This is a genomic window from Corynebacterium jeikeium (assembly GCA_003955985.1).
GTDB lineage: Bacteria > Actinomycetota > Actinomycetes > Mycobacteriales > Mycobacteriaceae > Corynebacterium > Corynebacterium jeikeium_D.
On record CP033784.1, the window covers coordinates 296,227 to 311,088 of the forward strand.

General features: G+C 58.9%; 16 protein-coding genes and 1 tRNA gene. 11 read left to right on the forward strand and 6 right to left on the reverse strand.

Translation table 11 applies throughout. The annotated features are described in order from the left end of the window. Positions 1-2: 2 nt before the first annotated feature. The gene (locus tag EGX79_01260) at positions 3-380 is read right to left on the reverse strand and encodes a hypothetical protein (GenBank protein AYX80933.1); all 378 of its coding nucleotides are present in this window, start codon (positions 378-380) and stop codon (positions 3-5) included. A gap of 20 nt (positions 381-400) precedes the next feature. Further along, positions 401-592 (reverse strand): DNA-binding protein, encoded by a 192-nt coding sequence (locus EGX79_01265; protein ID AYX80934.1) that lies wholly within the window; start codon positions 590-592, stop codon positions 401-403. 137 nt (positions 593-729) lie between these two features. On the opposite strand from EGX79_01265, the gene EGX79_01270 reads away from it, so the two are divergent. Both EGX79_01270 and EGX79_01275 read left to right on the forward strand, forming a co-directional pair. After that, complete coding sequence (locus EGX79_01270) at positions 730-1,314, forward strand: hypothetical protein (protein ID AYX80935.1); 585 nt, start codon at positions 730-732, stop codon at positions 1,312-1,314. Continuing rightward, positions 1,314-2,474, forward strand: a complete 1,161-nt coding sequence (locus EGX79_01275; GenBank protein ID AYX80936.1) for a site-specific integrase — start codon at positions 1,314-1,316, stop codon at positions 2,472-2,474. The genes EGX79_01270 and EGX79_01275 overlap by 1 nt, the downstream gene beginning before the upstream one ends. An 80-nt stretch (positions 2,475-2,554) precedes the next feature. On the opposite strand, the gene EGX79_01280 is transcribed toward EGX79_01275, so the two are convergent. Both EGX79_01280 and EGX79_01285 read right to left on the reverse strand, forming a co-directional pair. Continuing rightward, positions 2,555-2,631 (reverse strand) — tRNA-Pro (locus tag EGX79_01280). A 171-nt stretch (positions 2,632-2,802) separates the two neighbouring features. Beyond that, positions 2,803-3,738, reverse strand: coding sequence for a metallophosphoesterase (locus EGX79_01285; GenBank protein ID AYX80937.1), 936 nt, complete (start codon positions 3,736-3,738; stop codon positions 2,803-2,805). Between the two features lie 39 nt (positions 3,739-3,777). On the opposite strand from EGX79_01285, the gene EGX79_01290 reads away from it, so the two are divergent. Continuing rightward, a complete protein-coding gene (locus tag EGX79_01290) occupies positions 3,778-4,239 on the forward strand; it encodes a GatB/YqeY domain-containing protein (protein ID AYX80938.1) in 462 nt (153 codons plus the stop codon). Between the two features lie 80 nt (positions 4,240-4,319). Here EGX79_01290 and EGX79_01295 read toward each other — a convergent pair whose 3' ends face one another. Next, positions 4,320-6,728 (reverse strand): PASTA domain-containing protein, encoded by a 2,409-nt coding sequence (locus EGX79_01295; protein ID AYX82668.1) that lies wholly within the window; start codon positions 6,726-6,728, stop codon positions 4,320-4,322. Between the two features lie 370 nt (positions 6,729-7,098). Here EGX79_01295 and EGX79_01300 point away from each other — a divergent pair, with 370 nt between their 5' ends. From EGX79_01300 to EGX79_01315, 4 genes are all read left to right on the forward strand, one after another. Continuing rightward, entirely contained in the window at positions 7,099-7,461 is a 363-nt protein-coding gene (locus EGX79_01300; protein ID AYX80939.1) for a WhiB family transcriptional regulator, read from the forward strand. A 73-nt stretch (positions 7,462-7,534) separates the two neighbouring features. Next, positions 7,535-7,696: a hypothetical protein gene (locus EGX79_01305; GenBank protein AYX80940.1), complete on the forward strand. Its 162-nt coding sequence runs from the start codon at positions 7,535-7,537 to the stop codon at positions 7,694-7,696. A gap of 135 nt (positions 7,697-7,831) precedes the next feature. Next, positions 7,832-8,308, forward strand: coding sequence for a RidA family protein (locus EGX79_01310; protein AYX80941.1), 477 nt, complete (start codon positions 7,832-7,834; stop codon positions 8,306-8,308). A 135-nt stretch (positions 8,309-8,443) separates the two neighbouring features. Further along, on the forward strand, positions 8,444-9,259 hold the full coding sequence (locus EGX79_01315; protein ID AYX80942.1) for an MBL fold metallo-hydrolase: 816 nt from the start codon (positions 8,444-8,446) through the stop codon (positions 9,257-9,259). A 625-nt stretch (positions 9,260-9,884) separates the two neighbouring features. Here EGX79_01315 and EGX79_01320 read toward each other — a convergent pair. Next, positions 9,885-10,568 (reverse strand): Crp/Fnr family transcriptional regulator, encoded by a 684-nt coding sequence (locus EGX79_01320; protein ID AYX80943.1) that lies wholly within the window; start codon positions 10,566-10,568, stop codon positions 9,885-9,887. 650 nt (positions 10,569-11,218) lie between these two features. Between EGX79_01320 and nth the strand changes: the two genes are divergently transcribed. Genes nth through EGX79_01340 form a run of 4 tightly spaced genes read left to right on the forward strand, consistent with a single transcriptional unit; the run spans position 11,219 to position 14,859 of the window. Then, entirely contained in the window at positions 11,219-12,001 is a 783-nt protein-coding gene (gene nth, locus EGX79_01325; GenBank protein ID AYX82669.1) for an endonuclease III, read from the forward strand. A gap of 16 nt (positions 12,002-12,017) precedes the next feature. Next, positions 12,018-12,776, forward strand: coding sequence for a TlpA family protein disulfide reductase (locus EGX79_01330; protein AYX80944.1), 759 nt, complete (start codon positions 12,018-12,020; stop codon positions 12,774-12,776). Beyond that, positions 12,773-13,666, forward strand: a complete 894-nt coding sequence (locus tag EGX79_01335) for a CoA pyrophosphatase (GenBank protein AYX80945.1) — start codon at positions 12,773-12,775, stop codon at positions 13,664-13,666. The genes EGX79_01330 and EGX79_01335 overlap by 4 nt, the downstream gene beginning before the upstream one ends. After that, positions 13,663-14,859: a serine protease gene (locus EGX79_01340; GenBank protein AYX80946.1), complete on the forward strand. Its 1,197-nt coding sequence runs from the start codon at positions 13,663-13,665 to the stop codon at positions 14,857-14,859. Before EGX79_01335 ends, EGX79_01340 begins: the two co-directional genes overlap by 4 nt. Positions 14,860-14,862 lie beyond the last annotated feature (3 nt).

Sequence of the window (14,862 nt, forward strand, 5' to 3'; positions counted from 1 at the left end):
TCTTATTCCTGCCTGGTGGCATGACTGGCGATTACCTGCATGACCAGTTCGCCTTGTGTGGTGAGGATTGCCATCGCGCTGTCGAAGGCGATCTTGGCGAGGAACTCCGGCGTGATTTCGCGAGCGATGGTTCCCAAAATCATCTTGTCGGCGCTGGTCTGGTTCTCTGGGGCTGGGAGTGGCTTGTCGGCTACCTGCTGAAAGCTGCGGGAAAGCGCTTCGGCCTGAATGTAGGCGAGGTCGCTTTTGAGCGCGCTGGCAAGGTCGCTGATGAGCTCGCCTTCCCATGCTGCGCCTTCGAAGCTTCGGTCTGGCATCCTGGTGAAAATCATTGACTCTGCGATGTCGACCAGGTCATCGAATGGGTGTGGTGTGGTCACTGTTGTTCTCCTGTTTTGGGTTAGGCGGCGTCGTTACCGACGACGGTGGTTTCGTACTGGTCGGTGAGCCACTGGTCAATGTCTTCTTCGCGGTAGAAGACCTTGCGGCCAAGGTTGAAGCTCTTGGGTGGCAGGCCTTGGGCTCGCCAGTAGCGGAGCGTGCCTTCTGGGATGCCGGTTTTTGCGGATACCTGGGCGGTGGATAGGTTCATGGTGTCTCCAATCGACATTGGCGGTTAACGACAATATTGACGCTAGCATGTGCTCGGTTCGTTGGCAAGCCCAAATCGACAATGGCGATAATCGACTGCTATTGGCGATAGGGGAAACTCATGGCAATCTGTAATCCATGGGAGACAAAAACTTTGCAGATGACCTACGTCTTGAGCTGGCTCGAAGAATCAGGTCAGCACGAAGGTCAATAGACGGACTTAAGCAGTCCGACGTCGTCGAGAAAATGGCCGAATACGGCGTGGAGATGGGCGCGTCGGCCTACGCAAAACTTGAGCGAGGCGAGCGCGGAATCAGCTTCGTTGAAGCTGCAGTGCTGACGAAAATTCTCTCTATCGACCTCGCTGATCTAGTTCCCACAAAAGTCAATGAAATTGAGCTTCTAAGGCGGATGCTCGTCAACGTGCACACAGTTTCCGAAGGCTTAAGTGGCGACTTGGTAGCACTTGCAAACAGGTTCGACGAAGTCGGTGATGCCTTCAGAGGGTTGATGGTCGCAATCCGAGAAGTTAAGCAATTACCACTGGTGGAGCCACTTCTGGAAGACCTGAATGCGATTGTCGGCGGTAAGAACACAAAGAAAATGCGCAACCTGCAAAAGACGGTCGGAGAGGTTGCTGACGAACTGCTTGTGATGGGCGAGCAGCCATTACTGATTCTCGAAAAGCTTGATGACTTGAGTGAAGGTCAGGCGGAAAACTAGTGACGCAAAAACGACACGCTGGCAACGCCCAAGTCATCAACCGTTGGAAAAACAAAGACGGCACACCCTCCAGCGTGGCAGGCAAAGGTAAGAAATATGCAGTCCGATGGATCGACAACGACGGCAAACAACGCCAAAAACTCTTCACACTCCGCAAAGAAGCAGACGAATACAAAGAGTCCCTAATCATCCAATTCAGCGATGGAACATACGTCTCCTCGAGGCGCTCCAACAAGACAATTGGCGAGGTTCACCAAGAGTGGAAGCGCACTCAAGTCCATCTCAAAGAATCGACTCAAAACACTCGTGAAGTCACCTGGCGGGTGCATGTTGCACCCCGATGGGAGTCAGCCCTTCTTGCAGAGGTCAGGAGGTCGGATGTTCTCCAGTGGGTCGCAGACCTCCGGGAGAATGACATCGGTGCTGAGACGATCGAAAATGCTCTTGGCGTCCTGCGAATGGTGCTCCAGTACGCAATCGATGATGGACGACTGCGAGTCAATCCTTGCGCCGATGTGTCGGCACCACCTAGAAAAATAAGGCCGCGCCCTTACTTGACGGTCACTCAAGTTGAAGCCTTGGCCGACGAGATTCACTACGGCGGCAACTTCATCCGCGTCCTGGCATACACCGGCCTCCGCTGGGGTGAGATGGCAGGCCTCACTCCAGCTGCAGTAAACCTGGAGACTAAACGGCTAAACATCTTCCAGACCGTTTCTAAGGGACTGAAAGGTCGGGTAGGGATAGGAACACCAAAAAGCCATGAAATACGCTCAGTGCCCTTCCCAGGGGTTCTTTTGGAGGTATTCCGAGATGCATGCGAAGGCAAGGCTCAAGATGAACTGATTTTCACCTCTCCAGAAGGACGACTTCTTCGCGGTGATAGCTACAGGCCGCGCCAGCTGCAGCCAGCACTCGAAGCACTACGAAAGACCAAGGAGCATGAGAACTTTCCGTCGATTACACTCCACGATCTTCGACATACGGCGGCAAGCCTTGCAGTGTCAGCAGGTGCCAACGTGAAAACCGTGCAGCGAATGCTTGGACACAAGAGTGCAGCGATGACCCTGGACACCTATGCCGATTTGTTTGATACCGACCTCGACGATGTGGCGTCGAGAATGAATCTTTTGATCAACTCCGAAGCAATAGTGAAATAATAGTGAAATTTTCGGAGTTCGTGAGATACGACAAAACCCTCCCTCACTTGGATAACTCCAGGTGAGAGAGGGTTTTTACTTGGTCGGGGTAGCGGGATTTGAACCCACGGCCTCTTCGTCCCGAACGAAGCGCGCTACCAAGCTGCGCCATACCCCGAGGCCGCAGACACGAACTGGGAACATACGTCTCAGTGCTGTGCTTGCGAGGACTTACTTTAGCCCGACGCTGAGTCAGAATGCAAAACGCCTGCTTAACGGGCTGTGGGAACAAGCCGCGGTCTCCGCCGCGCCCTTACAAACTACGAACTGCACCCCGACGGACTACGAACTACGAATCCCGCTCCACAACCTCAATCAAGGTCGCGGATGGGCGGCAGAACAAGCGCACCGGAGCGTAAGGGGAAGTGCCAAGGCCATTGGAGACATGCAGCCATGTCTTCTCGGTCCAGCGCGACAACCCCGAGGCCCGCGAGCGGTCGATACCGCAGTTGGTCACAATGGCCTTCCCGCCGGGCAGGCACACCTGGCCACCGTGTGTGTGACCAGAAAGCACCAGGTCGTAGCCGTCTTCCGCAAAAGCATCCAACACGTGGGGCTCTGGCGAGTGCGACAGGCCGATAGCGATGTCGGCATCCGCATTCGGAGCACCGGCGATCTGCGAATAATCCTCCAACTCGTGATGAGGGTCATCTACACCGGACAGCGCCACCTTCACGCCACCCGCCACAAACTCCAGCCGGGCATGGGTGGCATCCTGCCAACCGTGCTCGATAAACGCAGCGCGCATGCCGCGCCACGGCAGCTCTACGCGCGAGGGCTTGCGCTTCTTGCCCGTCAGGTACTTCAACGGGTTGACAGGCCGCGGCGCGAAGTAGTCATTCGTGCCGAACACGAAGGCACCCGGACGGTTCAGCAGGGGGCCGAGCGCTGCGAGGACACTGGGGACGGCCTTGTCGCTGCCCAGGTTGTCGCCGGTATTAATCACCAGGTCAGGGTTCAGAGCATCGAGGCTGGCAACCCACTTCTGCTTCAACTTCTGGTCGGGGAGCATGTGGAAGTCGGAGACATGCAGAATCCGGAAAGGCTCACCCTCGCGCTTTCCCACCCGGGCGAGCGTGCCGGGTGCCAGCACGGGAACTTGCACACGGTGGAGTTTAAATGCACGCAATTCGATTTGGTTCGCGTAGAGGAACGTCGTCAAGCCGAGCGTGGCGAGAGCTGCGGCAGACCGCAGAATTTGGTTGGAAAAAGCGCGCGATGTCATGACAGAGACACTATCAACTACAGCGGTAATCTAGGGCGTATGAGTGAACTGAAGAACACAATTGTCTCCGATATGACCGCCGCGATGAAGGCCCGCGACAAGGAAACCGTTGCGGCGCTGCGCATGCTGAAGGCCGCCATCCAGACCGAGGAGGTTTCCGGCTCCAAGCACGAGCTCACCGATGACGAGGTGCTGCGTGTGATTGAGCGGGAGGTCAAGAAGCGTCGCGAGTCCGCTGAGATGTACGCCGAGAACGGCCGCCAGGAACTTGCCAACGCCGAGCTCGCCGAAGCAGAGGTTTTCGCCCGCTACCAGCCGGAACAGCTTGACGACGACGCCGTGAAGAACCTCGTCGCAGAATCCGTGGCCGAGGTTGCTGGCGATGACGCGCCGAGCATGAAGATTATGGGCCAGGTTATGAAGGTGGCTAAGGAAAAGGCCGCTGGCCAGGTCGATGGCAAGCGGCTTTCCGAGGCCGTTAAGGCTGCCCTGCAGGGCTAACCACGACCCTTCGGGGTTCTTTCCAGTGCCGCGGTGACTTTTAGCAAGTTGCCGCGGCCATTTTTTTAAACCGGCAGCTTCTAGAACGGCAGCAGCGGAATCAGATCCCGCAAACTCGGCGCCGGCGGAGTGTTTGGCCGAGGGAACTGCGGTAGCGGATCCGGTCGGGGCGTCGTCGACTCCGGTCGCGGCGACGGCGCTGGTGGCGGGGTCGGACGACGCGTGCCATCGGCCACGCGGATTGTGACGGTGCCACCCTTGAGAAGCAGCGGTGGCTGATCCAGTCCGACCACGATTCCGCGCGACTCACCCGTGTGGGACACTGTACGTTCCTCTACCTTGTAGCCAGCCTTCTTAAGGGTCTCCCGAGCCTCGGCCTTCTGCATGCCCACCACATTCGGCATTTGGGTGATAGAGGTGCCCAGGCCGTAGTCCGAATCCAATGGGGGGAGATTCTTTCCGCCGTAGTCCTCGATAATTGGGCCGACTGCGCCGAACCATGTCCGCGCGGGCTCACGACCACCAAAGAGGTTGCCGCTCGGGCACTGGCGCAGCGGTGACGTGCACAGCTCCGTGACAGTCGGGGTGTCATTGTAGGCGTACACCGATCCGGCCAGACCGCCGGTGAAGCCCAGGAATGCCGCGGACTGGTTCGACTCGGTGGTACCGGTCTTAGCCGCGACTGGGCCGCCCCAATTCAGCTCTTTCGCGGCATCCTTCGCCGTGCCATCGGTGGCGTCATTGCTGAGCGCATTAGCAATCGCGTGCGCGACCCCCGGCTCCACTGCCTGCTCGCACGGTGGCACATTCAGCTTGACCGCATTGCCCTTGGAGTCCGTAATCGACTCAATTGGAGAGGGCTCGCACCAGCGGCCATTGCTGGCCAAGGTGGCAGCGACATTGGACAGCTCAAGGTTATTCACTGACGTCGGCCCCAGCACGAACGAGCCGAGCTTGTGCTCCGAGACATAGTCCGCCACCGAGGACTCACCATCAAAACTGCCCGGCTCCGTGTATGAGCGCATGCCCAGGCGTACCGCCATGTCCATCACGCCATCAACGCCGACCAGCTCCGAAATCTGAATAAAAGGAGTATTCGGCGATCGCGCGAGCGTCTCACGCAGTGACATCGACGGCGGGAAACTGCCTACGTTCTCCACGCAGTACAGGCCCGGCGGGCAGCCCTCTGCGCCACCGGTGCCCAGCCCGGAGGCCTCATAACGACGTGGCACCGGGAAGTGGGTGTCAATACCCAGCCCCTTTTCCACTGCCGACGTCGCCGCGAAAATCTTAAAAATCGAGCCTGCGCCATTGCCTACCGGCGTAAATGGCTGCGGCTGCACGGTCTGCATTTGCTCCGCATCGAGGCCGTATACGCGTGACGACGCCATCGCGAGCAACTTCCTGGAGTCATCCCCAGGCTCAAGCAAACTCATAACCTCAGCTGCGCCATCCGCCGTCGGTGACGCCTGCTGACGCAGAGACTCCTGCACGCTGTCCTGCACACGCGGGTCCAGTGTGGTCTTCACATGGAAGCTACCGCGCTTCAGCTTTTCGGCATCAATACCGTGGTTCTCCAGGTAAGAGACCACATAGTCACAGAAGAAACCGCGATCGCCCGCCGCGATGCAACCCTGCGGCAGGCGCTGAGGCTCCGGAAGAATACCGAGATCAGCTGCCTTGGCGTCCTGAGCCTCCTGCGGGCCAATTGCCCCCGTGGATTCCATAGCCGCAAGCACGTCGTTACGCCGTGCATGCGCACCTTCCGGATTTGTATACGGATCGAGCCCGGAAGATTGCTGAACCATGCCCGCGAGCAGAGCGGCCTGCGGGACATTCAGATCGGACGCGGGAATGCCGAAGTAGGTCTGAGCTGCAGCTTCCACACCGAAAGCGCCATTGCCGAAGGGGACCAAGTTCAGGTACTTAGTCAGAATTTCGTCTTTCGTCAGCTCATCTTCCAGATCCAACGCGATGCGAATCTCGCGGATCTTGCGGCCATAATCCGTGGCAGTAGCAGCGCGGCGCTCCGACTCCGACTGCGCGTCCACGAGCAGCGTGTGGTTCTTAATCAACTGCTGCTCAATCGTGGAGGCGCCTTCCTGCACCGACTGAGACATGAAGTTCTTTACCGCCGCACGAGCAGTACCCTTCCAGTCCACACCAGAGTGCTCATAAAAGCGCCTATCCTCCACGCTGACCAGCGCGTCCTTCATAGCTGGCGAGATGCGTTCCGACGGCACATTAAACCGCCTCTGATCATAGAGCCACGCAATTGGCTGATCATTACGATCCGTAATAGTGGTGACCCCCGGTGCGTCCTTAGAAATCACCGACCGCGACGCCGACGCGAATTCATCAGCCGTGCGCGCAACGAGGTAGGCCGAGCCGCCCACAAGAGGAAAGAGGGCGCTGGCCATAATCAACGCTGCCAACACAGTGGCAACGGAGAGCTTGAACAGCGTCGAACCTTTATTCACAGCAATCAGACTACAAGGTAGGGCGGATTGAGCCGAAGTGGGTTTTCGAAAATCCACCTAGTGACATGCCAGGCGAGCCCAGAAAAACGCCTGGCGAGCGGGGGAGGGGTGCTACGAATGCCCTTACAACACCGCGCAACTCGTCGTGTGGTGGTTTCTGGAAAAAGATTTTCATAGTGACGCAAATCACCCCCGTGCTTTTGTTGGAAAAAGTTGCCCCACCTGCATCGTTATATTTAGAGCTGCGCCACGTCCACCCTTCTAGTGTGACCCAATCGACATTATTTGGGTGGTGTGAATAGACTTACAACAAAATTTCAGCACTATTTAGTTGAAACTATTTCGAAATAACGAAAATCGCAGGCACGAGGAGGCTACAATGACCGCCACGATTCCAGATCGCAACCGCACTGCTACTACGCCAGAATACGAGCTCGGTGTAGAGAGCTTCCGCGATCGCCAGGAGTGGGTCCCGCGCGCTAAGTGCCGCGATATTGACCCGGATAAGTTGTTCGTTCGCGGCGCCGCACAGCGCGAAGCCGCAGTTATCTGCCGCCACTGCCCAGTGGTTCTGCAGTGCCGTGCCGACGCTCTGGATAACCGCGTCGAGTTCGGCGTCTGGGGTGGCCTGACCGAGCGTCAGCGCCGCGCAATGCTGCGTGAGCACCCGGAAATTACTTCGTGGGCCGACTTCTACGCTGAGCAGTACGCAGCTCAGCGCAAGGCAAAGCTGGCTAAGTAAAAAAACCGAACTTAGGCCGAAGTAAAACTGAACCCCCAGCGCGCGAGGCTGGGGGACAGATAAAGTAGCTCCCATGACTACTAAATGGGAATACTTCACCGCACCGCTGCTCATTCACAACACCAAGGCCATCCTGGACAACTTTGGTGAGGACGGCTGGGAACTCGTCACCGTTCTCCCAGGCCCGACCGGCGAAAACCACGTTGGTTACTTCAAGCGCCCAAAGGCTGACTAATTACCTCGGTGTCTAGCACCTAACTAGCAACGGCGGTTGTGCTTTCGATTGGCAGCTGACTCACGGTTGGCTGCCATCTTTCTTTGGCCGGCTTTATTCGCCGGGCCCTAGCCGCCGTGGAAAGGCTTAACTTAAATGAGCAACTCTGAATCTCGCACTCCTTCCCAAGCCCTCGAGGACCTCGGGTTTACCCTGCCTGCCGTTGCCGCGCCAGTTGCGGCCTACGTACCCGCAACGCGCACGGGCAACCTTGTTTTCACTTCCGGTCAGCTCCCATTCGTAAACGGTGAGCTCACCCACGTCGGCCACGTCGGCGCGGAAGTCACTGCTGAGGAGGCCAAGGAGGCCGCCCGCACCTGCGCTCTCAACGCTTTGGCCGCAGTCGATGCCGAGGTCGGTCTCGATAATGTCACCCGCATCGTGAAGGTCGTCGGCTTCGTCAATTCCGCCGCCGGATTCACTGGTCAGCCGGGCGTTATCAATGGAGCCTCGGAACTCTTCGGCGACGTCTTCGGCGAACGCGGCCAGCACGCCCGCTCCGCAGTGGGTGTGAATCAGCTTCCGCTGGACGCACCCGTGGAAGTCGAGATCATCGTTGAAGTAACCCAGTAGATGCTGTATTTGCTGTCGTGACCAGTGGGGATGTTGCGTTCTCCGGGACGTCGTGAAGCGTGCTTACACCCAAATGAGCCGAATTGGAGGGCGTAGCGCGCTCCCCGGATTGCGCAACCACGTAGGATAGAGGACATGGAGCATCCTGCGTATAGCCAACTGCGTCAGATTTCTCAGTCTGTGGGCGTCGTTCTGTGCCCGAACCCCAGCTACTCTTCGCTGGAGGGTACGAACTCCTACGTTATTAAGGCTGAGGGGGATAGCCGCAGCATTGTCATCGATCCGGGTCCGGAGGACGAGGGACACCTGAACGTCCTCCAGCGCTATGCCGGCGACGTTGCGTTGATTCTGCTGACGCACCGTCATGGCGACCATGCTGATGGCGCCGCACGTTTCCGTCAGCTCACCGGCGCGCCGATTCGTGAGCTGGAGTCTCAGTACTGCGCGGGAGGTCAGGATCCGCTTGTCGACGGCGAACGTATCGTCCTCGACGGAGTGACTCCGCAGATTGAGGTCGTGGCAACCCCTGGTCACACCGCTGATTCTGTCTGCTACTTCATCCACACTGGTGATGGCGAGGATGATGTTGAAGGCATCGTTACCGGTGACACAATCGCTGGTCGCCACACCACTATGATTTCGGAGACCGACGGCGACCTGGGTAAGTACATGGAAACCCTGAAAATGCTGGATTCGCGCGGCAAGGGTGTTCGTCTGCTGCCTGGTCATGGTGCTGACCTGCCGGACATCACTGTAATGACGCAGAAGTACATTGAGCGTCGTAAGCTGCGCCTGCAGCAGGTGAAGGATGCCGTTGCCAAGCTGGGTGACGAAGCTACGGTGGACCAGATTGTGGATGAGATTTACACCGATGTCGATCCGGTGCTGCGTCATGCTGCTGAGCAGTCGACGCGTGTGACCCTGCGCTACCTGCGCGATCACGGGGAGTAGTTGCTGGGCTTTGGCTTGGGTTTTGGCTTCGGCTTGGGCTTTGGCCAGTTGCTGGGCTGGTCTGGGCTGGGCTTAATTGAGACTGGGCTGAAGCCGAGCTTGAGTGAAGCTGAGCTTGACTCACCGCATGAAAAGAGCGTGTGACCTGCAATTTTGCGGGTTGCGCGCTTTTTGTTTGGGCTAGTGCCGGTTGGGGTGGGCTAGTGCCGGTTGGGTGGGTTGGCCTCGTCGGGGCCAGCTCAATCACTTATCGATGAGGTATCCACTTGTCGATGAGCTATAGCGCGCGCACAAGTGAACAGCGCATCGATAAGTGATTGATGCAAGGAGAAATCGGTGAATGGTGCATCGATAGGTGCCGGGAAAGCATCGATAAGTGGCAGAAAAGCATCGATAAGTGCGCCAAACTTGGCCGGCATGCCAGGTCAGCATGGCAGGCCGGCATACCAGGTCAGCATGCCAGGCCAGCGGGGGAAGACAACAAAAATCCCGCGAGCCTCATGCGTTTCATGTGCTCCTACGGGAACCGAGGATCCAAAAGCAGAGGCTGCGGGATGTGAGTCGTTTGGGCAGCGCCGCAAGCGCCACAAGCTAACGTGCGCCACAAGCTAACGTGCGCAACAAGCTAACGTGCGCGGCGGGCCAAACGCTCCGTATCGGAGATGAGCACGGACTTGCCCTCAAGGCGAATCCAGCCGCGGTGGGCGAACTCTGCCAGAGCCTTGTTAACGGTTTCCCGGGAGGCACCGACGAGCTGTGCGATTTCCTCCTGAGTCAGGTCGTGGTTCACGCGGAGAGCAGAACCTTCCTGAACACCGAAGCGATTGGCCAGCTGAAGCAGGGACTTAGCAACGCGACCTGGGACGTCGGTGAAAATGAGGTCAGCCAGTGAATTGTTGGTGCGGCGCAGACGGCGGGCCAGCATGCGCAGCAGCTGAGCTGGAACATCAGGGTGTGAACCAACCCATTCCTGCAGCTGATCGGCACTCATGGACGCGGCGGAAACTTCGGTGACGCAGACCGCCGAAGAGGTGCGCGGGCCCGGGTCGAAGATGGAGAGCTCGCCGAACATGTCGGACGGGCCCATGATGGTCAACAGGTTTTCACGACCGTCGGCTGAGCGACGAGCCAGCTTCACCTTGCCATCAATAATGATGTAGAGCCGATCGCCCGGCTCACCCTCATTGAAGATGGTGGTTCCACGCGGGAAGCGAACCGTCTCGAGCTCGCCGAGCAAGGCCTGCACAGCCTCCTGGTCGACTCCCTGAAATACACCGGCCCGGGAGAGAATCTCCTTGACGTCATCCACGGTAAAATTCTCCTGTCTTTGGCCACTAACCACCGTAAATACAGGCCAGCAGCCGCCAAATTAGCACTCGACTACAGATTGCAGTGGCCAAACAGGAAGAGAAACTACCCCGTCCCACTAGTCCCACTACTTTCGGTCTTTCCCGGTAACGCCGCTGCCAGCTTTCAAGGCAGGTTCATCCCTGGGCGAATTTCACGACAAATCGCCTCTACAGATGCATCCCAAAACTACGCCGTCACCAAGATGTGATAAGCACCACTGTAGCAAAAGAGCCACTGCGCCTGTGGGGAATTCTGGTGAAAAGCCGCTGAACTGTGTATTTATAACTAATAATTCGCTAACGGTGTTCCAAGATGTGGTGGGGCATGACTTCTTTGGTTTTTGACCGAATATGCCCGAGCTGCTACCGGTTCCATCCGCATCCCGGACGAATCGAAGGATTCGGCCCGCGAAAGGTGCGCACGCGAATTGCAATCCGGGGTAGCCGATACACTACGACCATGGATACGACCGGCAAGGCATCGTCGATAAGCAAGCACCAGGCGACGAGCAAACCCCAACCCACGCACCCGCAGGGATCCCTGACGTCGAAGAAGCGTCGGGCGGTGGGGGCGCATCCGGCGGCGCGGGGGAAGGAGACGCGCCTGGGCATGGTGCGGCGTGCGCGGCGGATTAACCGCACGCTGGCGGTGGCGTACCCGAATGCGCACTGTGAGCTGGACTTTCGTAATCCGTATGAGCTCGCGGTGGCGACGATTCTGTCGGCGCAGTGTACGGACGCGCGGGTGAATATGACTACGCCGGCGCTGTTCACTAGGTACCCCAGTCCAGCCGATTTGGCGGTTGCGAACCAGGAGGAGGTTGAAGAGCTCGTTCGGCCGACGGGTTTCTATAGGAATAAGGCTGCGAACATCATCGGTTTTGCGCAGGGGCTGATGGAGCAGCACGGCGGCGAGGTGCCGGGCACGTTGGAGGAGCTGGTGAAGCTGCCGGGCGTAGGGCGAAAAACAGCGAATGTGGTGCTGGGGAATGCTTTTGGGGTGCCGGGGTTGACGGTCGATACGCATTTTGGACGTCTGGTGCGGCGCATGGGTCTCACGGAGCAGGAAGATCCGGTGCGCGTGGAGCACGAGATGATGGAGGTGCTGCCGCGCGCAGAGTGGACGTGGTTTTCGCATCGCCTGATTTTCCACGGGCGCCGGGTGTGCCATTCGCGCCGGGCGGCGTGCGGGGCGTGCTTCTTGGCGGCGGATTGCCCGTCGTATGGCGTCGCGGGTCCGGCGGAGCCGGAGACGGCGGAGAAGTTGATTAAGTCAGACGACAGGGAATGGCTTCTCTACCTGGCCGGTCTTAATGACGGCTACAGTGGGGAGGAACTTTCCGCGCTTGACGACGGGGATAGCGCGCGCAACACCACAGCGACACAGGACTAGTCGAGGAGCACTTTTCGTGAATGAGCAGGGCGGTCGTAGTCACAATGGTGGCCACATTGGGGATCAGCAGGCGGACGTTAACCGTTCGGCCTCGCTGATTACGCTGCTCATCGCGGGAATTAGCATTGTGGGGCTGGTGGTTTTCGCGATTGTGAATACCACTGGTGGCAATGACGAGGCCGATGATGGTGGGACTGGAGCTGGTGTGAGTGCCGGTGTGGATGGCGCTGGCAGTGATGGCACCGGCAGTGATGATGAGGTGGATGGTGCATCGGCGGCGCCAGCGATGTCGAAGGACGAGATCGCGGCGGTAGCGGGTAGTGGCTCGCTGGCCGGTGTGCGCTTGCCGCTGTTGGCGGAGTCGGGAGACTCAGCGGATCAGAGCAACGAGGCTGGCCGAACGGAACTGGTAGACATGGGCCAGGTCGTCGAGGGCAAACCAACCGTGCTTAATGTCTGGGCATGGAACTGTGGGCCGTGTCGCCAAGAGCTGCCGCTTATCGCGCAATGGGGCAAGGACAACCCAGATGTGCAGGTGGTGACGGTGCATGCGGCTCGCGAGGCGGGGCGTGGCCAGGCCTTCCTGCAGGAAATCGGAGTGAATCTACCGACCTACTCGGACACGGTCGATGTGGTTGGACCAGCGTTGAATCTACCGCGAGTTGTGCCCATTACCGTGGTGTTTAAGGCAGATGGCACGGTGGCGACCATTCATCCCGGTGAATTCACCGATGCGCAGCAGATTACTGATCTCGTGCGAGGTGCGTTGAAGTGACTAAGGGACAGTCGTGGAATCGCGACGCAAGCTCGGGGCTGTATCTGCCGAAGTGGTTGACCAATAGTTTGCCGCCGCACCTAGTCAGCGCTGATTACGGTGCGGCAGGCCACGCCAGCAGTACCAGCCACGCCAGCAGTACCAGCCACGCCAGCAGTACCAGCCACGACGCAACAGACCACTCGGAGCAGAAGGTGGCCGGTCGCTCCGCTTCGTCGTCAAGCGTGAAGCGCGCGTTTGCGAAGTTGCGGCGAGACTCCTCGACGCAGGAGAAACCGTTGCGGAATCCTGCGCGGTCGGCGGTGTTGGTGCTGCTCAGCGGTGATGCGGAGGCGCATCAGCGGCCGGAGGATGCCAGTGTGGTGCTCATTCACAGGGCGACAACGCTGCGTAAGCATGCAGGTCAGATGGCATTTCCGGGCGGTCATATCGACCCCGGGGACCTGGACGAGGTCGATACCGCGCTGCGTGAAGCAGAGGAAGAAACCGGGCTGGACCGAAAGACGGTGACGCCGATGCGGGTGCTGGACTCGATTGATATTTCGCGGACTGGGTTCGCGGTCAATCCGGTGCTGGCGTACTGGCATGCACCGCATCCGCTGCACGCGGTCAACCCTGCGGAGACGGAATCGGTATTCAACGTGCCAATCAGCCATCTGACAAATCCGGACAACCGCATGATGCTGGGCTATCACGGCTGGACAGGGCCGGCATTTAAGGTTGGTGACTTCGTCGTTTGGGGCTTTACCGGCGGCGTGCTGTCCTACTTGCTGGATGTGGCCGGCTGGTCGGAACCGTGGGACGACACCAACGTGCAGAAACTTTTGCCGGTGCTCGCGCGTTCCGCTAATGGTGAAAAGCTGTCCGTACTGAAGGGAGGCCGACGATGATGCCTGCAATCGCTGTGTTTGACGTTGCGCTGCTGGCGGTTTTCATTTTCGCGCTCGTCGTTGGCTGGCAGCAGGGCGCCGTCTCGTCGATTATGGCCATTTTGGGCGTTGTCCTGGGCTTGGTTATTGGTGTGCCCTTGGCGCCGCTAGCTATGGCGCAGGTCGAGAATCAGTCGGGAAAGGTTCTTCTGGGCCTCGGCACGGTGATTCTGTTCGCCCTGATTGGTCATGCGGTGGGAACAGTGGCAGGGCAGTCGCTGCGGAATACCATTCGCTCGCCGTTGGCAGTCGGCCTGGATTCGAGCCTTGGTGCCATCGTGCAGTCCGTGACTGCGCTGGTAGTGACATGGATGATCGCCGTACCCCTGGCCACCGCCGTGCCCGGGCAGTTCGCCGACTGGGTGCGTGAGTCCAAGGGCATGAACCTCATTGACCAGGTCGCGCCCGACGAATGGAGTGACGGCTTCAGTGGCATCCTCCGTCAGCTCCGCGACGATGGAATGCCCGCCATCGCTCCGCCATTCGGCTACAAGCAGAACGTCCCCGATGAACCCGCCGACCCCAATGTGATTTCACAAGGTGTCGTCGACAGTATTCGACCGTCCATCGTCCGCGTCTTGGGCGAGGCCCCGCAGTGCGAACGCTTGCTGCAGGGCACGGGCTTTGTCATCGCACCGGATCTGATTCTCACCAACGCGCACGTGGTCGCCGGCGCCACCACTGTTCGGCTGGAAACTGTGGTCGGCATGGCTGACGCAAACGTCGTGCACTACGATCCGCTTGACGACGTCGCCTTGCTCCGGACCACCGACCTACCCCTGGAGCCCATGCAGTGGGCGGACCAGGAAGCTCGTCCGGGTGATGACGCGGTAGTGCTGGGCTTTCCCGAGTCCGGCCCCTTTAAAGCCACGCCTGCGCGCGTGACGGAGAACATTATTATTCGAGGCCCGGATATTTATTCGTCGACTCGACACGAGCGCCAGTCCTATGTTCTGAAGGCAGATGTGCGCCACGGCAACTCGGGCGGACCACTGATTACGCCACAGGGTCAGATCCTGGGCTTGGTCTTCGGTGCCGGTGTGAACAATGACCAGACTGGTTACGCGCTGACGCACGCCGAGGTCCAGCCACACATTGATGAGGCGATGAATCACTACGGGGCCATCAGCACGCAGGAGTGCGTGGCGGGGTAAGCG